The organism is Stenotrophomonas sp. NPDC078853 (genome assembly GCF_044901215.1).
Classification (GTDB): Bacteria; Pseudomonadota; Gammaproteobacteria; order Xanthomonadales; family Xanthomonadaceae; genus Stenotrophomonas; species Stenotrophomonas lacuserhaii.
The window spans coordinates 74,142-95,420 of sequence record NZ_JBJDOQ010000017.1; the positions used below are offsets into that span (position 1 = coordinate 74,142).

At 66.7% G+C, this 21,279-nt stretch carries 19 protein-coding genes; 9 read left to right on the forward strand and 10 right to left on the reverse strand.

Going from position 1 to position 21,279, the window contains the following annotated elements; genetic code table 11:
• Window positions 1–147 precede the first annotated feature (147 nt).
• Window positions 148–2,193, forward strand: coding sequence for a TonB-dependent receptor (locus tag ACI2JH_RS16090; protein WP_404736690.1), 2,046 nt, complete (start codon window positions 148–150; stop codon window positions 2,191–2,193).
• 76 nt (window positions 2,194–2,269) lie between these two features.
• On the opposite strand, the gene ACI2JH_RS16095 is transcribed toward ACI2JH_RS16090, so the two are convergent.
• From ACI2JH_RS16095 to ACI2JH_RS16125, 7 genes are all read right to left on the reverse strand, one after another.
• Window positions 2,270–2,716: a nuclear transport factor 2 family protein gene (locus ACI2JH_RS16095; RefSeq protein ID WP_404736691.1), complete on the reverse strand. Its 447-nt coding sequence runs from the start codon at window positions 2,714–2,716 to the stop codon at window positions 2,270–2,272.
• A gap of 48 nt (window positions 2,717–2,764) precedes the next feature.
• Entirely contained in the window at window positions 2,765–3,883 is a 1,119-nt protein-coding gene (locus tag ACI2JH_RS16100; protein ID WP_319277192.1) for a nuclear transport factor 2 family protein, read from the reverse strand.
• Window positions 3,884–3,952: 69 nt separating this feature from the next.
• A complete protein-coding gene (locus ACI2JH_RS16105; protein ID WP_319277194.1) occupies window positions 3,953–4,990 on the reverse strand; it encodes a helix-turn-helix domain-containing protein in 1,038 nt (345 codons plus the stop codon).
• Window positions 4,991–5,244: 254 nt separating this feature from the next.
• Entirely contained in the window at window positions 5,245–6,123 is an 879-nt protein-coding gene (locus tag ACI2JH_RS16110; RefSeq protein ID WP_319277196.1) for a farnesyl diphosphate synthase, read from the reverse strand.
• Window positions 6,113–6,373 carry an exodeoxyribonuclease VII small subunit gene (locus tag ACI2JH_RS16115; protein WP_101098317.1) on the reverse strand — a complete coding sequence of 87 codons (261 nt, stop codon included), beginning with the start codon at window positions 6,371–6,373 and terminating at the stop codon, window positions 6,113–6,115. Before ACI2JH_RS16115 ends, ACI2JH_RS16110 begins: the two co-directional genes overlap by 11 nt.
• 36 nt (window positions 6,374–6,409) lie before the next feature.
• Window positions 6,410–7,696 carry a tRNA lysidine(34) synthetase TilS gene (tilS, locus tag ACI2JH_RS16120; RefSeq protein WP_404736692.1) on the reverse strand — a complete coding sequence of 429 codons (1,287 nt, stop codon included), beginning with the start codon at window positions 7,694–7,696 and terminating at the stop codon, window positions 6,410–6,412.
• A gap of 69 nt (window positions 7,697–7,765) precedes the next feature.
• Entirely contained in the window at window positions 7,766–9,472 is a 1,707-nt protein-coding gene (locus ACI2JH_RS16125; protein WP_404736693.1) for an alkaline phosphatase, read from the reverse strand.
• Between the two features lie 151 nt (window positions 9,473–9,623).
• On the opposite strand from ACI2JH_RS16125, the gene ACI2JH_RS16130 reads away from it, so the two are divergent.
• From ACI2JH_RS16130 to ACI2JH_RS16160, 7 genes are all read left to right on the forward strand, one after another.
• On the forward strand, window positions 9,624–10,955 hold the full coding sequence (locus tag ACI2JH_RS16130; RefSeq protein WP_404736694.1) for a dicarboxylate/amino acid:cation symporter: 1,332 nt from the start codon (window positions 9,624–9,626) through the stop codon (window positions 10,953–10,955).
• 512 nt (window positions 10,956–11,467) lie between these two features.
• A complete protein-coding gene (locus ACI2JH_RS16135; protein WP_101098347.1) occupies window positions 11,468–11,995 on the forward strand; it encodes a hypothetical protein in 528 nt (175 codons plus the stop codon).
• Between the two features lie 26 nt (window positions 11,996–12,021).
• Window positions 12,022–12,612: a hypothetical protein gene (locus tag ACI2JH_RS16140; RefSeq protein ID WP_101098349.1), complete on the forward strand. Its 591-nt coding sequence runs from the start codon at window positions 12,022–12,024 to the stop codon at window positions 12,610–12,612.
• A gap of 42 nt (window positions 12,613–12,654) precedes the next feature.
• Window positions 12,655–14,184 (forward strand): adhesin, encoded by a 1,530-nt coding sequence (locus ACI2JH_RS16145; protein WP_404736695.1) that lies wholly within the window; start codon window positions 12,655–12,657, stop codon window positions 14,182–14,184.
• 178 nt (window positions 14,185–14,362) lie between these two features.
• Entirely contained in the window at window positions 14,363–15,034 is a 672-nt protein-coding gene (locus tag ACI2JH_RS16150) for a C39 family peptidase (RefSeq protein WP_404736702.1), read from the forward strand.
• Between the two features lie 12 nt (window positions 15,035–15,046).
• A complete protein-coding gene (locus ACI2JH_RS16155) occupies window positions 15,047–15,820 on the forward strand; it encodes a hypothetical protein (RefSeq protein WP_404736696.1) in 774 nt (257 codons plus the stop codon).
• 43 nt (window positions 15,821–15,863) lie between these two features.
• Window positions 15,864–17,186, forward strand: coding sequence for a hypothetical protein (locus ACI2JH_RS16160; RefSeq protein ID WP_404736697.1), 1,323 nt, complete (start codon window positions 15,864–15,866; stop codon window positions 17,184–17,186).
• 12 nt (window positions 17,187–17,198) lie between these two features.
• Here ACI2JH_RS16160 and ACI2JH_RS16165 read toward each other — a convergent pair whose 3' ends face one another.
• The 3 genes from ACI2JH_RS16165 to ACI2JH_RS16175 all read right to left on the reverse strand — a co-directional run bounded on the left by ACI2JH_RS16165 (window position 17,199) and on the right by ACI2JH_RS16175 (window position 20,206).
• A complete protein-coding gene (locus ACI2JH_RS16165) occupies window positions 17,199–18,536 on the reverse strand; it encodes a sigma 54-interacting transcriptional regulator (RefSeq protein ID WP_404736698.1) in 1,338 nt (445 codons plus the stop codon).
• Between the two features lie 230 nt (window positions 18,537–18,766).
• Complete coding sequence (locus tag ACI2JH_RS16170; RefSeq protein ID WP_318241122.1) at window positions 18,767–19,537, reverse strand: C40 family peptidase; 771 nt, start codon at window positions 19,535–19,537, stop codon at window positions 18,767–18,769.
• Between the two features lie 132 nt (window positions 19,538–19,669).
• Window positions 19,670–20,206, reverse strand: a complete 537-nt coding sequence (locus ACI2JH_RS16175; protein WP_404736699.1) for a C40 family peptidase — start codon at window positions 20,204–20,206, stop codon at window positions 19,670–19,672.
• A 117-nt stretch (window positions 20,207–20,323) separates the two neighbouring features.
• Here ACI2JH_RS16175 and ACI2JH_RS16180 point away from each other — a divergent pair, with 117 nt between their 5' ends.
• Window positions 20,324–20,803: a peptidylprolyl isomerase gene (locus tag ACI2JH_RS16180; protein WP_101098341.1), complete on the forward strand. Its 480-nt coding sequence runs from the start codon at window positions 20,324–20,326 to the stop codon at window positions 20,801–20,803.
• The last annotated feature ends 476 nt before the right edge of the window (window positions 20,804–21,279 follow it).

Here is a 21,279-nt window from a genome sequence, read left to right on the forward strand (position 1 = left end):
CTGTACGGAATGGCGAGCCTGCGATGGTAAGGCGGGGGCAGCGGCCAGTACATCGCCCGGTGGGGGGACTGGTCGAAATGTAATGTTATTCTGTAACATTGCTCCGCTCGCGACCTTGTCCCCTTCCGCATCAGGCGTTTCCACCCCATGAAGATCCAAGCTCTGGTCGCTGCCACGGCGGCCATCCTGTTCGCGCCCGAGTCGCGCGCGCAGTCCTCCAGCTCCGCCCTGACCCTGGGCAAGGTGGATGTCCACCAGCACACCGACGGCCAGCTCACCGCGCACCAGGTGCTGACCTCGGTGGACGTGCTGGGTGCGGACCAGATCGAGGACAAGAATGTGTCGCACAGCTGGGAGCTGCTGGGGCAGATGCCCGGCATCCAGCTGACCGAAACCCGGCAGGGTGCGGAGTCGGGCAAGGTGAGCTTCCGCGCCTTCAACGGCGAGGGCTACCTCAATGCCATCAAGACCCTGATCGACGGTGTGCCCAGCAACGTCAACAGTGGCAACCAGCGCTTCATCGACATGTTGTTCCCGCTGGAGATCAGCTTCATCGAGGTGGTGCGCGGTACCAACGATCCGCGTTACGGGCTGCACAACATCGGTGGCAACGTGAACTTCGGTACGCGGCAGGGCGGCAACTATACCGATGCCCGGCTCGGCCATGGCAGCTACAACACGCGCGATGCGCAGCTGGCGGTCGGCCGCGAGCGCGATGGATTCGCGCAAAATTTCTTCGTCGGCACCCAGGCCTCCGATGGCTACCGTGACCACGACAGCTCCGAAAAATACGCGCTGGGTGGCAAGTGGTTCCATGGGAATCTTGAAGACGGCATGCGCATCGGGCTGACCGCGCGCGCCTATCACCACATTGCTGACGAACCCGGTTTCATGACTGCCGACGAGCTGCGAAGCGACCGGCGCGGTTCGCAGCGCCGCAACCTCAATGACCGCGATGTGCGCGACATGCAGCAGGTAGGCGTGCATCTGGACCTGAAGCTGGCCGACTCCCTGTTCCTGGGCAGCAAGCTGTACTACAACCGCTATGAAGACGACCGTCGGGTGACCTTCAGCGACCTGCCCACCGGCAATGCGCCGCGCCAGCGCCGGGTGTGGGACGAGAAGCAGACCGGCATGCTGACCACGCTCACCTGGCATGCCAGGGACAGCCTTACCGTGGAAGGTGGGGTGAACTACGAACACCAGGACAACGGCTACCAGCGCCAACGCTTCAGCTACAGCGAGCCGACCGATTTCAACAGCGCTCCGGCGCGCATCCAGAATGATGACCGGCATACGTTCGACAACTGGGGCGCCCACGTACAGGCGATCTACCAGCCGATCGAGCCGCTGAAGATCGTGCCGGCGTACCGCGTGGACCGCTTCGACGGCGATACCCGGCTGCCCGGCGGCGTCACCGGCCCGCTGCAGCGCTACGGCACCATCGAACAGCCGAAGCTGAGCGTGGTCTACGCGCTGGCGGAGGACACCAACGTGTATGCGAACTGGGGCCGCACCTTCCAGGTGCTGACCGGCTCCACCGCGCCTGCGTACCTGACGCCAGGGCAGGCGGCGATGCGTCCCTCGACCAACACCGGCATGGAGCTGGGCCTGAACTTCAGTCCGTTCGGGGGCAGCCAGGCACGCATCGCGGTGTGGCAGCAGGACGCGGCCAACGAGGTGTCGAACATGCCGGCCACGGGCACGACGGTGACGCTGGGCAAGACGCGCCGTCGCGGCGTGGATGCGCAGATCAGCACGCAGTGGGGCGACAACTGGACGCTGTGGGCGTCGCATGCCTATCAGGAAGCAAAGATCACCCGCGATGATCGTGATGCGGCCCTTTCGCTGCAGGGCCGCGAAGTGGCTGCCACCCCGCGCTACATCAGCAACGTCGGCGTGGATTACCAGGCCAGCGATGCGCTGCAGTTGGGCCTGCAGGCGCGTGCGCAGGGCGATTACTACCTGGAAGAACGCAACGTGGCGGGCAAGTTCGGCGGCTTCGCGGTGCTGGACCTGAGCGCGCGCTACCAGATCACTCCCGCATGGAGCGTGGACCTGCAGGTGAAGAATGCCACCGGCCGGGAGTACGCGTATGCGTGGTATGACAGCTTCTTCTGGGAGCAGGCGCAGCCGATGTTTTCCCCTGCTGCAGGGCGTTCGGTGTATGTGGGGTTGAACATGAAGTTGTGAGGGTCAGGAGCGTGACGACCAACGGTCGTCACCCACCAACTGTCGTCACCCACCGAAGGCCGTCACCCACCGACGGTCAGGGTTTGGCCTGGCCTGTCCATGATTTGCTCATGATCATCCACTTGCCGTCGGTCTTCAGCAGCACGACGTAGTCGACGCCGTCCCAGCCGGGGTAGTCCAGCGTGACCCTGACCGCTGCCAGGTTCTGCGCCATGTCAACGATTTCATAGCTGCGCCTGCGCAGTGCTTCGTTGGCGGCCGGTTTGCCGTTGAAGCCTTCGGCGAACTGTTCCCCGGTGCGCGTGGCCAGGCCGCTGCCGCGGGCGGCCGAGTAGCCGATCATCACCCCGTCGCTGCGGAAGACCTGCCTGGCCAGCGCGTTGTCGGCAGTGGGGTAGGCGCGCATGAAGGTCTGCATGACCTGGTCGACGGCCTCACGGTCGCTGGCCTGTGCCATGACGTAGCTGGGCAGCAGCAAGAGCAGGCTGCCTGCGAGTGCAACGGATCGGATAAGGGTCTTCATGAGGATTCTCGACGGTGGGTGTGTGGTGAAGCGCGTTGGTTGAAGCATTCAGGGTGTGACCTGGCCTGACCAGGACTTGGAGACGACCATCCAGGTGCCGTCGATACGGGAAAGCGCCAGGTAGTCCAGCCCCTTCCAGCGGGGGTAATCGAGGGTCAGTTTCACCACGGCGGCGTTTTCGCTGACGTCCAGGATTTCGTAGCGACGGAAGCGCTGGTCTTCGTCGGCGGCCACGCCGGTAAAGCCGGTGGCCCATTCCTCGGCGTCCTGGGTGACCACGCGGCGCTGGCCTTCGGAGTAGCCGAGCACGACGCCATCGCGTCGCAGGACCTCGAACATCCGGTTGGCGTCGCCGGCTTCGAACGCCTGCATGACCTTCTGCATGACCTGCTCCACCTCGGCGCGCCCGCCGCGCAGCACCTCCACCACGGCCTTGGCCACCGGCGCGGCCGAGGCGTAGTTCTGGCCGGTGACCACGCGCCCATCGACCTGGACGTACGGCTGTTCGCTGTCGATCGCGCTGAAGGTGCCGCCGCGTGCGGTGACGGTCTGGCCGATCAGGAACGGGAACTGCTTGAAGTAGGCCGCATCCTGCTGTTCGTGCTGTTCCGGATAGCCGGTGATGCGTTTGCCAGCGAGCAGGCTCTGGCCGCCGCTGAGGGTCAGGTCCACGATGCCGGCGGTGCCGTGGCAGACGGCCGACACCACCCCACCGTTGCGCTCGTAGACATGCACGGCGATGCGCTGCAGTTGCGGGTTTTCGGCCACGCCGTACATGGCGTTGCTGCCGCCGACGTAGTACACGGCGCGGTACAGGGACGGATCAATCCGGGCGGGCGTGGTGGTGTTGCGCAACCCGGACATGATGCGCGGGTCCTGCTGGCGGGCGGCCACCTCGTCGCTCACGTAGGCATCCAGGATCGGCACGGGCCCGCCATCGGGCGAGACGAAATCCACCGCATACCCGGCTTCGTGGAAGACATCCCATGCGTGGACAACTTCGCCGAAGCTGACGCTGGCCGGCAGCGCGGAGCTGCCGTGGACCTTGCTGCTGGAGAGTACGAACAGGATGCGCTGCGGGGTGGCCGCCTGGACCGTGCTGACCGCGCCCAGGCAGGCGGCCAGCAGCACCATCAGCAAGGGGCGGATGAAGCGGGATGTGTACATGGTGCGGACTCACGGGAAGGAGTCCGCACGTTAGGTGATCCCTTTCAGATCAAGGTATTGCGTCGTGTTTCAGGAGTGCTGGAATGCGTTTCCGGAGTCGGTGGCGCGGCTGCGGTAGGCGGCGGGGGTGATGCCCTCGTGCTTCTTGAACGCGCTGTGGAAGGTCGACATCGACTGGAAGCCGGCTTCGGAGGCGACGATTTCCAGCGGCTTCACCGGCACCTGCAGCAGCAGCGACCTGGCTTCGGCCACCCGCAGCTGCGCCAGGTACTGCTTGAACGAGGTCTGGTTGTCGGCGTTGAGGACCTGCGACAGCCGGGTCTGCGGCACGCCCATGCGACGCGCCAGGCGCGGCAGGGTCAGGCTGGGATCCAGGTGCAGGCGCTCGCGGGCCATCAGTTCGGCCAGCGCCTTAAGCTGCGTGGCTGCTTCGTCGGTTGGGATGCGGCGGTCCTGGTAGGGCTCGATGGGGGCCTGCCCGGAGCGCAGCCGCAGGTAGACCAGCACGCTGGACGCCAGCACGAAGGTGAAGCACAGCGCGCCGACGATGTAGGAGGTGTAACCGGCGGTGTAGTAGGCGGTCCAGATCAACCAGATGCCGACCAGCGCGCCCAGCAACAGCGGGCCGGAGGGGCTTCGCGCCAAACGCGGGCGATGGCGGTAGACCTCGGCGGTGGCCAGCAGCAGGTAGGCCAGCCAGGCGTGATTGATGCCGGGGGTGATGAGGTTGCGCCACAGCACATCGTTGCCTGTGTAGGGCAGGAACAGGTTCACCGCCAGGGTGATGATGACCAGCGCGGTGATATGCCAGCGGTCCACGCGGCGGGCGGCGGGCGTGTTGCCCTGGGTGGAGCGGATGAGGAAGTACAGGCAGGGCCCGATCAGGAAACAGGCGGTGAGGCCGAGCTGCAGGGCGATGCGTGGGATATCCGGCCAGAAATGGAAGACCACGGATTTGCCGGTGCGCACGCCGACCGCCAGCACCAGCAGGGACAGCCAGCGCTGGGTGGGTTCGCCCTTGGCGCGCCACCAGAGAACGCTGGCCAGGCCGAGCCCCATGAAGGCGCCGAGCATGGCAAAGAAGAACAGGAAGTGCTGGCTCAGCATGCTAGGCGTCCTTTCGCTAGGGGGTGCTGGCGGGGTGTCGGGCATTATGGACCGGGTGGTGAAGCGTGACGACCAACGGTCGTCACCCACCAAGGCGGAGCTTGACGGCCAGCGGCCGTCACTACCGAAGGCGGGGTAGCGCCGAGCCATGCTCGGCGAGCGCAGCGGAAGGCGGAAGCGTGACGACCAACGGTCGTCACCCACCAAGGAGGTCGTCACCCACCAGGGGGGTCGTCACCCACCAGGGGGGGGCGTCAGTGGTCGCGTTCTATGGCCAGGCGGCCGAGGGCGCGCAGGGCGTTGGCTTCTTCGCCGTAGGCGGCCAAGGCGTCTTGCATCACCGCGCTCAGTTCGGCCAGCTTGGCCTTGGCGCCATCCATGCCCAGCAGGGCCGGGAAGGTGGATTTGTCCTGCGCGGCGTCCTTGCCGGCGGTCTTGCCGAGCTGTTCGGAGCTGGCCTCCACGTCCAGGATGTCATCGCGTACCTGGAAGGCCAGGCCCAGCGCATCGGCGAAGCGATCCAGGCGGGCAAGATCCGCCTCCGGGGCGTGGCCGCACAATGCGCCCATGCGCACCGCAGCGCGGATCAGCGCACCGGTCTTCAGCGCATGCATGCGGGTCAAGGCCTCCAGTGACTGCAGCTGACCGGTGGCATCGATATCCAGTGCCTGACCGCCGCACATGCCGGCCGCGCCGGCGGCGTGGGCCAGCGACTGCAGGCAGGCCACGCGCAGTTCCGCCGGCAGCGCCGCTTCGGCCAGCAGGCTGAAGGCGCGGGTCTGCAGGGCATCACCGGCGAGGATCGCGGTGGCTTCGTCGAAGGCGATGTGGGTGGTCGGCTTGCCCCGACGCAGGGCGTCGTCGTCCATCGCCGGCAGGTCGTCGTGCACCAGCGAATAGGCGTGGATCAGTTCCACCGCCATCGCCGGGGCGTCCAGCCGGTGCGGGTCGGTGCCGAACACTTCACCGGCCGCATGGACCAGCAGCGGACGCATGCGCTTGCCGCCGCCCAGCACCGAATGGCGCATGGCCTGGTGCAGTCGGCGCGGGGCGTCGGCGGGCGAGGGCAGGGCAGCGTCGAGCTGGCTTTCGATGCGATCGCGCAGGCGCGCGAAGCTCGCTTCAAGCGTCATTGGAAGGCGGATCGAAGGGCTCTGCGTTTTCCGGCTGGGCCGGATCGGTGAGCAGGCGCACGCGCAGTTCGGCCTGTTCCAGCGCCTGCTGGCACTGGCGGTAGAGGCCGACGCCGCGTTCGTAGGCGCTGAGCGAAGCTTCCAGGCTGAGCTCTCCGGTTTCCATCTGCTCTACGAGCTGCTCCAGCGACTCGAGCGACTGCTCGAACTGGGCTACCGGGGAGGCGTTTTCGGGGGTTTTCTTAGCCATGCGACAAGTGTGGACGGCCCGCGCGCAGGGGTCAATTCACCAACCGCCCGGACGCCAGTTCAGCTGGGCATCGTGCTGCTGCAGCCAGGCCTGCAGCGGCGCGGACAGCACCACGTCGGCAGCGGCCTGCAGCTGGCCATCGGCGAACAGCAGCGGCAGCTGGCGGCGTCTCCACGGGGCCAGGTGTTCACGCTGCAGGCAGTCCTTCAGTGCGTGCTGGTGGTGGCGGCCGGGCAGCTGGATGCGTTCACCGCCTTGCCGGCCCGTCACCTGCATCGGTGTCTCGAATGCCGCCGCGCCCTGCAACCGGAGTTGGCCGCCATCGGGCAGCGCCAGCGGTACGCGGCCATCCCACGTCGCCTGCCAGCCGGCCGGCAGCTGCGGCAACTCGGCCGGCAACAGGTACCAGTGGCCGCGCCACAGGCGGATGCTGTACTGCTGCCAGCGCACCTGCGCATCACGATCCGGCGCAGCAGGCAGCAGTTCGTGCTCCAGCTGGGACATTACCCGGGACGGCAGCGCGGGTACGCCATGGGCCAGCACCCAGCGCCGCAGCACGCGGGCACGGCGTTGCGGTGATACCTGCCGCAGCAGCTCCACCGACAGCACGCGCGATGCCACCTGCAGATGCTGCAGCAGCTCCTCGTCCTCTTCGTCCAGCATCCGCCGCGTCTCGCCACACAGCGCGGCACTGGCGGCCACTGCCTGGCCGGCATGCGGCCAGCGCTGGCGCAGCAGCGGCAGCACGTGCAGGCGCAGGAAATTGCGGTCCGGGCCGTCGTCGGCGTTGCTGGGGTCCTCGATCCAGGGCAGTGCATGCTGCTCGGCGTAGGCCAGCAGCGCGCTGCGCGGAACCTCCAGCAGCGGCCGCCACAGCCGATGTGTGCCAAGTATCGAATCGGCCGCCATCGCCGCCAGCCCATCCACACCGGAACCACGCAGGGCACGCAGCAGGAAGGTTTCGGCCTGGTCATCCTGGTGCTGGGCCAGGGCCAGCGTCTCGCCGTCGCGCAGTTCGGCAGCGAACGCGGCACGCCGGGCCTGTCGTGCGGCGGCCTCCATGCCTGTGCCGGCGCGCAGATCCACGTTGACGCGGTGGATATGCAGCGGCACGCCCAGTGCGTCGCACTGTTGCTGGCAGTGCAGCGCCCAGTCATCGGCCGCGGCCTGCAGCCCGTGGTGCACATGCACGGCGCGCACGCCCACGCCCGCCGCTGCAGCCGACCGCTGCAGCCAGTGCAGCAGCACGGTCGAATCCAGCCCACCGCTGTAACCGACCAGCAGGGGGGTGTCGACAGCGGCGAGGGCAGGGAACAGGGGCATGGGCAGCACGAAAAAAGGCGGCGACCAGTATGGTCGCCGCCTTCGTATTGCTCCAGTCCCGCTGCGCGCTTACGGGGCGGGCGTGTTGCGCTCGAACTTGGCCGGCGCCGGCAATTCCACCGGAACGCCATTGGCGTCACAGGTGCCGGCCTGGCACAGGCGCTCGCGCAGGCGCGGGGTGGCCTGCACGATCATGTGGTAGATCGCGTTCTGTTCCAGCGTGCCGCGGATCGCCTTGCTGCCCGGACCGCGCGCCCAGATGCCCACGTCTTCGCCGCCGTGCGATTCACTCTTGCCCGGTACCAGCGCTTCCTGCATGTAGTCCGGATGCTCGGTATCCACCGCGGTCAGGTCCGGGCGGCCGGTGGCCGGGTCGAAGCTGGACGGGTTGTGCGGGTAGCGCTTGGCACCGGCCGGCTGCTGGTTGGTGGCGCCGGTGAAGCCAGGGCCGTTGGCGTAGCTCAGCGTGGTATACGGCTGGCCGCCACCGTCGCGGGCCAGGTCCAGCGCGCCCAGCCCGTCTTCGCCGCCCTTGTCCTTCACCTTGCCCAGGATCGGGTTGCCGCGTGCCGGGTAGCCGACGAAGTTCAGGGTGTGGGAGTGGTCGGCGGTGACGATGATCAGGGTGTCCTCGTCGCGGGTCATTTCGGTGGCCACGCGCACCGCATCGGACATCGCCACGGTATCGGTCAGGGCACGGTAGGCATTGCCGCTGTGGTTGGCGTGGTCGATGCGCGCCCCTTCGATCATCAGCACGTAGCCCTGCTTTTCCCGGGACAGGTTGGCGATGGCGGTGCGGGTCAGTTCGGCCAGGCTCGGCTCACCGCCGGCATCGTTGGCGCGTTCGTATTCGTACTGCATGTGGTCCGGTTCGAACAAGCCGAAGATCGCCGGCGCGTTGGCCGCCGCCTTCAGCTGGTCGGCATTCCAGACGTAGGCACCCTGCGGGTTGGCCTGCTGCCATTCGCTGACCAGGCTGCGCCCATCCAGGCGCTGGCCGACCTTGTCGTCGTACTCGGGATCGCGCTCTTCCACCGTGGTGAACTCGCCGCGCCCACCGCCCAGGATCACCTGCGGGCCGCGGCCGAAGCGCGAGGTGGTCAGCAGCTGCTGGGCGATGTCCTTGCAGCCGGCGGCCTTGGCCTCTTCGCTCAGGTCGGCATCGTTTTCCCAGTTGCGTTCCGGCGAATGCGCGTAGGTGGCCGCCGGGGTGGCGTGGGTCAGTCGTGCGGTGGTGACGATGCCGGTGCCCATGCCGGCGCTGTCGGCCAGCTGCAGCCAGCTCAGCAGGCCCTTCTGCAGGCTGTCGGCGCAGTCTGGACGCTTGCCGGCGCTGACCCCGATGGCGCCCATGTGGGTCTTCACGCCGGTGGTGATGGCGGTCATGGTGCCGGCCGAATCCGGGGTCTGCGAATCGACGTTGTAGGTCTTGCTGAATGCCGTGGCCGGGAAGTGCTCCCAGGACAGCAGGTTCTCCTCACCGGATGCGCCCTTGCGCTGGCCTTCGAAGATGCGCGCGGCGGCCACGGTGGTCAGGCTCATGCCATCGCCAAGGAACAGGATGACGTTCCTGGCTTTGCCGTTCATGGCGCCATTGCCGGCCGCCTGGGCCGCGCCACTGCGGTACCACCACTGCGGGGTCTCGCCATCCGGGTGGGCCACGGTGGGTACCGTGATCGACAGGCCGGCCGGGCTGGATGCCTGCGGCGTGCTGGAACAGGCGCCCAGCAGCAGGGTGGCGGCGGTGGCGGCGAGCAGGGAGGTGGTACGGATCATGGACAGCGCGTCCTCACGAAACGAAACAGGTGTTCATTATGACCGGGTGGACAAGGCATGCCGATGACACGCTGATTTGTCCGCAGGCTGGTCGTACGCCGGGCCCGCTTGGGCTAAGGTGCGAGCATTGTTCTCTCCCCCTGGAATTTCCATGAAGCTGGTCTCTGCCTGGCTGCGCATCCCGTTCTGGCAACGCGTGGTCGCAGGCTTCGTGATTGGCGCCCTGGCCGGCTGGCTGATGGGGCCGGCGGCTGAAACCTGGTTCGGCCCGCTGGGCGAGCTGTACGTGACCCTGATCAAGATGATCGCGGTGCCGCTGGTGTTCTTCGCGGTCATCAATGCGATCTCTTCGCTGCACGGGCAGAAATCGGTCGCCGCGCTCAGTGGCCGCACCTTCCTGTGGTTCGTCATCACCGCCGCGCTGGCGGTGGGCATCGGCCTGCTGGTGGGCACGGTGATGCAGCCCGGCACCGGTGGCCTGCAGCTGGCGATGGCCCACAACTACGTGCCGCGCGAAGTGCCCAGCGTGGTGCAGGTCCTGCTGGACGTGGTGCCGTCCAACGTGTTCTACGCGCTGAGTGGCATCGGTACGCGGGTCAATGCGGCCGGCGAAACCGTGTTGGCCGCGGGTCGCGGTTCGATCCTGCCGGTGATCTTCTTCGCCGGGCTGGTCGGCTTTGCCATCGTCAAGCTCGGCGAGAAGGTCGGCCAGGCCCGCCAGCTGGTCGGGCAGATGAGCGAGATCATGATCCAGGTGACCCGCTTCGTGCTGGAAGTCACTCCGATCGGGACCTTCGGCCTGATCGCCGGGCTGGTCGGCAGTTACGGCTTCGAGAAACTGCTGCCGCTGGGCAACTTCGTGCTGGCCCTGTACATCGCCTGCGCGCTGCACATTGTGGTGGTGTACAGCGCGCTGCTGTTGTCGCATGGCTTGAATCCGCTGAAGTTCTTCCGCGGTGCCGCGCCGGGCATGCAGGTGGCCTTCGTCAGCTCGTCCAGCTTCGCGGCGATGCCGGTGGCGCTGCGTTCGATCACCCACAACCTGGGCGTCAACAAGGACTACGGTTCGTTCGCGGTGCCGCTGGGGGCCAGCATCAAGATGGATGGCTGCGGGGCGATCTACCCGGCGCTGTGCGCGGTGTTCATTTCGCAGTACAGCGGCGTGCCGATGTCGCCGGAGCAGTACCTGATCGTGCTGATCGCTTCGGTGCTGGGCAGCTTCGGCACCGCCGGCGTGCCGGGCACGGCGGTGGTGATGGCCACGGTGGTGCTGAGCGCGGCCGGACTGCCGCTGGAGACCATCGGCTATCTGTATGCGATCGATCGCATCCTGGACATGATGCGCACGATGACCAACGTCACCGGCCAGATGCTGGTGCCGGTGCTGGTGGCCAAGGAGACCGGGCTGCTGGACCAGAGCGTGTACGACAACCCATCGACCAACGTGGGTATCGATGACCCGGACCCCGCGCCACGGGCGTGAGGGCCGCGCATAGGTAGTGACGGCCGCTGGCCGTCAATGGCCGGGCGACCGGATGGGTGATGCGATCTGGTGGATCATGCGATCTGGTGGGTGACGACCGTTGGTCGTCACTGCTCCAAGGCAAGAGCGTGACGACCAACGGTCGTCACCCACCAGAGCCCCCACCAAAGCCCCCACCAGAGCACCCACCAGAGCCCCCACCAAAGCAGCCACCCAAAGCACCCACCCGACACACGGGTTGACGGCCGGCCGTCACTCCCGAGGCAGGGCCGATACCTGAAGCGGGGGCGTACGCGGTTGTGTCATGACCTGTAACAGGTCTGTTACACCCCAGCGCCGGCCAGGCGCAGCGGGCCTCCCTGCGGATTCAGGCGCATGCTGCGCTCGAACGATGTGTAAAGGTCGGCATCCAGCAGGGCCCCTGGTTCCAGCCGGAATCCCTTTGTTTCAGGGCCTTGCGCACTTGGCACGAAAGCTGCGACCTCCCTCCCCATACGTAACGGGAGAGCGGCATGGACAGCAGCACGAAGCGCAGGATGTTCCTGGTAGCCAGCGTGGCCGCGCTGGCCGCATGCCCGGTGCTGGTGCATGCCTCCGGTGCCCGCCAGGGCGTCACCCAGAAGCCCGGCGAGATCGTGCTCCTGCGCGATGTGCATACCCGCACCGCCTACCGGCCCGCCCCTCCCGGCGTGGCGCTGATCGCCGATCCGTCGCCGCAGCGCGAAGTGGGCGCCGCCCTGGGCACCTCCAATGGCATGGCCGAACTCAGCGACGATGACTTCGCTGGCCTCGGCGCAGGCCAGGCGGTCCACACCCCGCATGCCGGCACCACCACCGTCGAACGGGTCACCAGCACCGCACTGGGCGGGGCGGTCGGCCGGCTCGGCAGTTCCAACGGCGGCATCATTTCCGGCAACCAGATCAGCGGGGCGATGAGCGGCCCACTGGGCGCGGTCGGCAACACCACGCGCGGCATCGGCGATACGGTGCGCGGCGCCCTGGCGCAGTTCCCGATGGGCGCCCCGGCAGGTGGCAAGTGAAGACGCGCGCGCTGCTGCTCCTCGCCATGCTGCTGCCGGCGCTGGCCCAGGCTGACGAATACGCCGGCATGCTCGGCTACCTCAACCAGTCGCGCATCGACGGCCGCGCGCTGGCCGGCGCCAGCGGTGCCATCGCGGTCAACCAGGTGGCCGGTGACATCAACACCCAGGCCAACCTGGTGGGCATGGCCCAAGGCAACCAGGCCCGGGTCGATATCGATGCGCGCAGCACCTCATCGCGCAACAGCGTGCTGCTGGACGGACCGCTGCACGCCAGCGCGCACCTCGATGGCCAGGCCCTGCAGGACGCCAATGGCATCGCAACGATCAACCAGACCAGCGGCATCGCCAACACCAGCATGAACATGGTGCGCGCGACGCTGGCCCGGGAAGGAATACGCGAGTCCGACGATGAGGCCCTGGCCGAATCGAGCGTGACCGCGTCAGCAGGGGGGCAGGGCAGGGCCGGCAACGGCCTGGCCGCGGGCACCCGCAGCGTCGGCGTGGCAGCGTCGGCGATGCAGGGGTTCGACGGTGTCCTGCAACTCAATCAAATCGCGGGCGCAGGAAATGACACGGCCAACATCCTCGGTATGTCCGTGCACGGCAACCCGTGAGTGGTACCCACCCGTTACACCACTGATGAGAGAGAAGGCACCATGAAAGCGATCGTTAAAGGGACTGTACTCGCCATGGCCATCGCTGGCGTGGTCGCCACCGCACACGCGGCGGATGACCAGAACGCAAGCGCCACCATCAACCACAACCACAACGTCAATGAAAACTGGACGTTGAACGACACCCGCAATGTCACCCGCAACAACGTGACCAGCAATACCGACACCGATACGGACACGGTGAACGACACCCGCAACGTGGTGCGCAACACCACCCGCAACACCAATACCACCAACAACACCAATACCACCAACAACACCAGCACCACCGACAACACCGCCAACACCACCTCGAACGTGCGGTACTCCAGCACCACGACCAACACCAGCCGTTCCAACGTCGACTACTCCGACGTCGACCACACCCGCGACGTATCGGTCAACGAGACCAGCAACATCTCGGCCGACGAGCGCAAGGAAAAGAACAACCACGGCGTGGACGTGAACCTGGAGAAGGACCTGCGCCTGAGCTCGGACATCAATTTCTCGGGTGATCCGCAAATCACCGGCGACATCGATCTCGACTCCGCCGCCATCGCGGTCATCGACAACCGTCAGTCGATCAGCGCCAATGAAGCCTCCAACGAGATGCTGGACAACACCGCGTCGATCTCCGATGACGTGGCGTCCGGCGCATCGGGCAACCTGGGCTTCAACGTCGCCGCCGGTGACAACAACGCACAGGACAACGCCGCTTCGCTGTCTGCGGCCGATGCCTCCTTCAGCTTCGGCATGGCCGATGCGGAAGTGTTCGTCCACCAGGCCGTGGGCGGCAACACCACCCTCAACGAAGGCGTCACCAACGCCGCCGGCCTGGGTGGCAACGCGTTCTCCGGCGCGTCGGGCAACATCGGGGTGAACGTGGCTTCGGGCAACAACAACGCGCAGAAGAACGCGCTGGCCGCCTCGGTCGCCACCGCCGCGATGGCGCAGTCGAGCATCTCGTCCAACCAGGTCTCCAGTGGCAACTCGGTGTCCAACGCCGGCTACGTGCAGCGCTTCAGTGACACCACTGAAGTCAGCCTGCGCGGTCGTGTGGCAGGTGCCACGCTGGCCTTCGGTGCAGGTACCTATGAAGGTACCGGCAACGCTTACCAGCAGGACAACTACTACCTCGACAGTTGGGATGGCGCGCTGCCGCACACCAGCGGTGACAGCACCGGCCACATCGACCTGGACAACGAGATCCAGAACGCCACCGACAACCCGTACCGTGACGGCGTGGGCGGCATCGCCTTCGACACGGACGAGGAAGGCACCAGCCAGTTCGTCGAACTGGGCGTGGCCGACCTCTACGCCAGCCTGAGTGGCACCGTGCGGACCTCGCGCTGGGTGGCGGTCAATGCGACCAACACCGCGGGCCTGTCCGGCAGTGCGTTCTCCAATGCGTCGGGCAACATCGGCGTGAACGTGGCCTCCGGCACCGGCAACCTGCAGGCCAACAGCCTGGCCCTGGCCGTGGCGCAGCCGTCGACCGGCGGCGGCACTCCGGGCGGCGGCGGCGGCGAGTAACACCTGGCGTGACCGCTTTCGCAGGCTTGCTGCGTTGAGCGCAACAAACCCGGTCATCCGCCAATGACCGGGCTCCCGGGAGCCCCTGTCCCATCCCCCCTTTGGGGCAGGGGCTCCTACCTTGGAAGGAGCCGTTGCAATGCGTGTATCCGGGTCCACTGTGTTGTTGCCTTGCCTGATGCTGATACTGATGGCGTGCGCCGCGCCGGTACGTGCAGGCGACGTGGCCTTCAGTGGCGTCCTGCCCAATGGCGGCCTGCTGCAGCAACGCGTGGAGAGCATGCAGGAGCGGCGCTTCCGCCACCTGGTCCGCCAGCACACCGATTACAGTTGCGGCGCCGCCGCGCTGGCCACCATCCTCAAATACGCCTATCACCTCGATGCCGACGAGGCTACGGTGATCGAAGGGATGATGAACGTGTCCGACCAGACCCTGGTACGCGACCGTGGTTTTTCGTTGCTGGACATCAAGCGTTACGTTGAATCGATGGGCATGCGTGGGCGCGGCTACCGCGTTGACGAAGCCCGCCTGCGCAACCTGCGCGTTCCTGGCCTGGTGCTGATGGACGTGCGTGGTTTCCGCCATTTCGTGGTCATGAAACAAGTCCGCGGCGACTTCGTCGAAGTGGCTGATCCGATCCTCGGCAACCGCAGCGTGCCGCTGGCGGAATTCCTGGAGGCCTGGCCGTCACGCGCGGTCTTCATCGTGATCGGCAGTGATTTCGATCGCAACACCGTGCTGCTGCAACCCAGCGAACGGCCCAGTGCACGCGCGCTGTATGCGCGGCAGGGCCCCATCACCGATGCCGAACTGGTCGACTTCGGCTTCAGCCACGCCGACCTGTTCTGAAGGAGTTCCACCATGAACATGCGCCTCATCGTCATTGCCAGCGCCTTGGCTGTCCTGTTGCCCACTGCGCTGCACGCGCAGGAAAAGCGCAGCGGCAAGGGACTGACCGAAATACCCGATCCCGAACTCAACCTGATGCGTGGTCGTTACACGGTAGGCGGCAACAATGTCGCCTGGTTCGGCGTGACCATGGCATCGCAGTGGCAGGCATCCAGCGGCGCAGCGATGGAAGGCGCGCTGAAGCTCGGCATGGACTTCCGCCAGGGCGGTACGCCGAAGGTCAGTTTCACCCCGACCGTCAGCGTCACCGCGGCCGATGCGCCGCTGCCGCAGGCGGCCGCCGACACCGCCAGCGCGGCCATTGCCAGCGTGGACAGCAGCGGGTTGGCGAATGTGTCCGGCCTGGTGCAGAGCGTGCAGGTCGCGGGCGATGAGAACAGTGCGCGCAACGTGACCTCGCTGACCATCCGTGATGGCGAGGTACCCGCCGTCGCCGACAGTGGTGCGCCAAGCGCGACCGCACAGCAGGGCGGCGCCAGCGCCACCGCGTCCTTCGACAACAACCAGGCCCGGCTGGAACTGCAGCTGGAAGGCGTGGGCGCGGTGCAGCAATGGATCCGCAGCGGCAGCGTCGGGCAGACCATCGCGCTGGGCGGCAATGCACAACAGGTCAGCAACCGGCTGCAGATCGAACTGGTCAGGCAGAGCATGGCGAGCAATACCCCGTTGACCCAGAACATCGCCCAGGCGATGGCGCTGACACGCGGGATCGGGCCGGGCCAGTAACTCAGGGCGCGGCAAGGGGGATGGCACTCAACGGACGAAGGACATGCACACCAATCACCGCATCACCCCGCTGGCGCTGGCGGCGCTGGCCTGGATCGTGTTCGCCGACAACGCGCACGCCCAGCCGGCCACGGCGGGCGGCAACGAGCAGGCCGATGTACAGGCATTGATGGCCCAGCTGGAAACGCTGAAGGCCAATTACGCGCAGGAAGTCCGTCGCCTGCGCGAGCTGGACATGCAGGTGCAGGCCATGCAGGCGCGGCTGTCCGGCAAGGCCGGCGGCGTGGCGCAGCAGGGCCCCCCGTTGCCACCCGAGCCGGCACGGGCGCCGGCCGCGGCGACCGCCGGGGCCGAAGGCGGCTACGCCAGCAGCGCAGCGGAAGCGCAGCAGGCCAAGCAGGCGGCGCGGCGCAGCGTGGACGATGTGAAGCAGCAACAGCAGGCGCTGTTCTCGCGGCGTTTCACCGTCGAAAACAGCCTGACCTACGCGCGCTACGACCGAAAGCAGCTGACCCTCAACGGCTTCCTCGCCCTGGATGCGATCTTCCTCGGCAACATCGGCATCGAGAACGTCGAATCCGATTCGCTGACCTACAACCTGGCCGCGCGCTGGGGCGTCAGCCCCAACCTGACCGTCAACATGGACGTGCCGTGGGTGGCACGCAGGACGGTCTACCAGAAGGGCGGGGCGGGCGGATCAGCGGCGGCGGTGGCGGAGGAGGAAACCAGTGGCAATGGCATCGGCGACATAGGCCTGAGTGCCAACTACCGGCTGTTCGGCGAACGTGGCTGGAAGCCGGAAACGGTGCTGACCGCAGGCGTGACCGCGCCCACAGGACGCGAGCCCTATGGCGTGGACTGGACCGTGCTGGAGCGCGATGACGATGACTACATCCGCTTCGCCGTGCCCAAGGAGCAGCCCACCGGTAACGGGGTGTGGCAGGCCAACGTGGGCCTGTCCATCGTCAAGACCGCCGACCCGGCTATCCTGTTCGCCAATGCGGGCTACATCCATTCCTTCGAAGCCAGCTTCGACGATCTCGACGGCAATCCGGATACCGTCAATCCCGGTGACGTGAAGCTCGGCGGGTCCTACTACTTCGGCGCCGGCGTGGCGTTCGCGTTCAACGAGCGCACCAGCCTGAGCATCTCCTTCAGTGACAAACTGAGCGCACGTGCGTCCACCCGTTACCGCAACGGGCAGTGGATGAAAGTGATCGGCAGTGATGCCAACGCGGCGACGTTCAACCTGGGCGTCACCTATGCGCTGAACCAGAAGACCACGCTGGTGAGTCTGCTCGGCATTGGACTGACGCCGGACGCTCCGGACTTCACCCTGGCGTTCAAGGTGCCGTACATGCTGTGATCCTGCAACGCGTCAGCGCAGTGCGGGCAGTTCCACCTGGTGCTTGCGGCAAAGACGGTACACGGTGACCCGCGAGACCTGCATGTGGCGTGCGCAGGCGGACACGTTGAACTCGTGCTCGCGCAGCGCCTGCATCAGCAGCTCGCGTTCCACCTGCTCGCGTGCATCCTGCAGCAGGGCGCGGGCGGCGGCGGGCAGGGTGGCCACCAGGTCCAGGTCGGACGGTTCGATCAGCTCGCCATCGGCGACGATCGCCGCGCGCTGCACGCGGTTGAGCAGTTCGCGTACGTTGCCCGGCCAGTCGAAGCGCTGCATCGCCTGGCGTGCACAACTGCTGAAACCGCGTGCGCGACCCGGATGGCGGGCACGGAACTGGCGCAGGAAATGTTCGGCCAACACCAGCACGTCGCCGCTGCGTTCGCGCAGCGCCGGCATCGCCAGCCGCAGCACATTGAGGCGATAGAAAAGATCACGGCGGAAGCGCCCCTGCGCGACCGCCTGTTCCAGATCCACGTGGGTAGCGGCCAGCACGCGCACGTCCACCCGCAGTGGCTGGCTGCTGCCGACGCGTTCGATGGTGCCTTCCTGCAGCACGCGCAGCAGGCTGGTCTGCGCATCCAGCGGCAGGTCGCCTACTTCATCCAGGAAGACGGTGCCGCCGTTCGCGCTTTCGAACAGGCCCAGCCGTCGTTGCGCGGCACCGGTGAAGGCGCCACGCTCATGCCCGAACAGTTCGGACTGCACAAGGTTGGCCGGGATGGCACCACAGTTGACCGCCATGAAAGGGTGGGCGGCGCGCGCTGACATCGCGTGCAGCGCATGCGCGGCCAGTTCCTTGCCGGTACCGGTTTCGCCGGTGACCAGCACCGGCAGTTCCACCGGAGCGAACTTGAACAGCGATGCGCGGGTGGCCAACAGGGCCGGACTGTCACCGATCAGTCGTTGCGCGGGGCTGTCCGCTGCCGTCGTTGTATCCTGGTCGTGGCGCTGCAGATGGTCCACCAGCCCGGCCAGGTCCTGTGGCATCACGTAACGATGCGGACAGGCGTCCAGCAACGGCTGCCAGCTGGGCGGGGGGGAGCTGATGCCGCCTGGCAGCACTGCCAGCAGCGGCAGGTGGTCGTGCTGCTGGATCCATTCCTGCACCGCGCCGAGCGCAGCGGCGGGGATCTGGCGCAGGTCGATCATGCCGACCAGCTGGTCGCGGGCACGCAGGCCCACGGCCTGGGCGTTGAGCGGATCCACGTTGCGCACCTGCCAGCCGGCGGCTGCCAGCGCAGCGCGTTCGGCCACCAGGGGATGGCCAAACCAGATCACACATCGTGACTGAATCTCCGAGACCGCCGCCATGCCTCACCTGTCCTTGTAGAGGGGCGGCTGACGACTCAGGAACACGTGCGTGCCGCCCCCACGCCGCCGTCCCGGACGGACATGGCTGTCCGACCGCCACCGGATCCATTCCGGGGATACCCATACGAACGCGGTCGGCAGCCGGCAGCGGCCATGGCGCCGAAGCGCCGCCCATGAAAAAAGCCGCTGCAGGGCAGCGGCTTTCAACATGCGATGCGGTATGGCGGCGCTTACAGCTCGACCCGGCGCGCCTGCATGAATTTGTTGCCCCAGTAGCCGGTCAGCAGGGTATCCACGCGGACGTCCTTGCCGGTGCTCGGCGCATGCAGGAAGCGGCCTTCGCCGACATAGATGCCGACGTGGTCCACGCGACCCTTGCGGCCGAAGAACACCAGGTCGCCTTCGGTCAGCGCGGTGCGGTCGGCGATCAGCTGGTTGTTGCGGTCGCTGGCCATGTCGCGGGAAACGCGTGGCAGCTCCACGCCCAGCGCGGTACGGAACACGTAGCCGACCAGGCCGCTGCAGTCGAAGCCGCTGTCCGGGGTGTTGCCGCCCCAGCGGTACGGCGTGCCCAGCAGCGTCATCGCGCGGCGCAGGACCGACTGGATCTTGCCGTTCTCTTCGGCGCCGCCGACCACGATCGAACCCGATGCGCTGGTGTCGTAGTTGGCGAGCAGGCGGCTGAGGTCGCCGGCGACCATCGCCGAGCGGTCCATCAGGGGAATGCTGTCATTGGCTGCAAGGTGCGGCAGCAGGGCGGCCAGGGTGGCGCTGGCGGCGGCATCGGCGCGGCTGCGCGTCGGTGCGGGTTCGGTCTTGGCTTTTACAACGGCGACGGCGGCTTCGGCAGTGGCCGGGGTGGCCGGTGCGTTCTGTGCCCAGGCCGGCGCGCTGGTGAGCACGAGGGCAAGGGAGAGCAGGCTGGCGCGCTTGATGCGCTGGGTCAGGCGAGGTGAAATCACGGCGCGCTGGCCTTCACGTATCAGTTCGTCGGTCGTCACTCGGCGGTCACAGGGTTGGAAGCGATGGGCAATCATGCCCTGCCAAAGCGTGGAACAAGTACAAATTTCGTTAAAGTTTCGTTTGTTTGAGTGTGATGTTCGTCACGTTTTGGATCATTTCCCCTGTTCAGCTTAGTGCAGGACGCGTTTGGCTCCTGTGTAGTGGTCCTTCCAGTAGTGGCCGCCCAGGGAATCCAACCTGACGGTTCCGCCAGAACTTGGCGCATGCACGAAGCGGCCTTCTCCTACATAAATTCCGACGTGGCTGACATTGCCTCGGCTGCCGAAGAACACCAGGTCGCCGGTCGCCAGACGCTGGGGTTCGATCTTCGGGCCCTGCACGGCGGCCAGCTCGCGCGAGGTCCGCGGTAGATTCAGGTCGACCATCTCGCGGTAGACATAGGTGACCAGGCCGCTGCAGTCGAAGCCGGATTCCGGGGTGTTGCCGCCATAGAGGTAAGGCGTGCCGACCAGTCCGATGGCGCGCATCAGCACGGCATTGGCGAGCTGCGGGTTGGCCGGGGAGGTGCTCGGCCAGACCCGGGTGGCCGGCGGCGCAGCGGCAGGACGGCTGGTCTTTCCGCCACCGCAGGCGGCCAGGGCGGCGGTCGCCATCAGCAGCATCAGGGCGGCGGCGCGACGGCGCAGTCCGGTCGAAACTGGCGTCATGTGCGTGATCTCCGGATAATGCGCGACCTCAGATAGGCCGTCATGATGGCGGCGTACCCGTCGGGCGGCAACCCGCCCCCACCGCCTGCCCTTGGCAGTTACCAGACAGAGTTGCGCATGAAGATCGAAAAAGACCGCGTCGTCCGTTTCCATTACACCGTGTCCGAAGTCGGCCAGGAGCCGATCGAGTCCTCCAAGGACCGTGAGCCGCTGGCGATCCTGGTGGGCCACGGCAACATCATCCCGGGCCTGGAAAAGGCCATGGAAGACAAGGAAGCCGGTGCCACCTTCGGCGTGGACGTCGGTTCGGCCGATGCCTACGGCGAGCGCCGCGAGGGCCTGACCCAGCGCGTGCCGAAGAAGCATTTCGGCAAGGAGAAGCTGGTGCCGGGTGCGCAGGTCGTGCTGCAGACCAACTTCGGTCCGCGCGCGGTGACGGTGCAGAAGGTCGGGATGAGCGTGGTCGACGTTGACCTGAACCACCCGATGGCGGGCAAGGACCTGCACTTCGACGTGGAGATCATCGACGTGCGCGAAGCCAGCGAAGAAGAGATCCAGCACGGCCACGTGCACGGCGATGGCGGCCACCAGCACTGAGTGCTGAGCGCGCCTGGATTGGCTCGAACGGCCCGCGCAAGCGGGTCGTTTTTTTTGTCCGTCAACATCAACGTCAACATCAACGGCAACAGCTGCGGGGCTGCTTGTTGGTGGGGCGGGGTGGCTGCGCAGGACGCGCCGTGAACCCATCCATGGGGGCTCGCTTTTCGCATCCATGCGAAAAGACGGTCCTGCACAGCCACCCCGCCCCACCTTCGACAGGTCCATGGTGGCCATGGATCCTTGTAGCGCCGACCCATGGTCGGCGGAATGTTCCCGCCAACGGCCCGCTGCGCTCGCCGACCATGGGTCGGCGCCACCGCTTTTCATTTTTCATTACGCCGGTGGCGGCATCAGGAACCTGTCAGGGGGGCGGGCGGTGGGGCTGGGCGGGGGCGTTGAGCGCCATGGATGGCGCGAAACGAGGCCCGCATGGGTGAGGGCGCTTTGCTTGCGAAGCACGGCTTCGCAAGCGC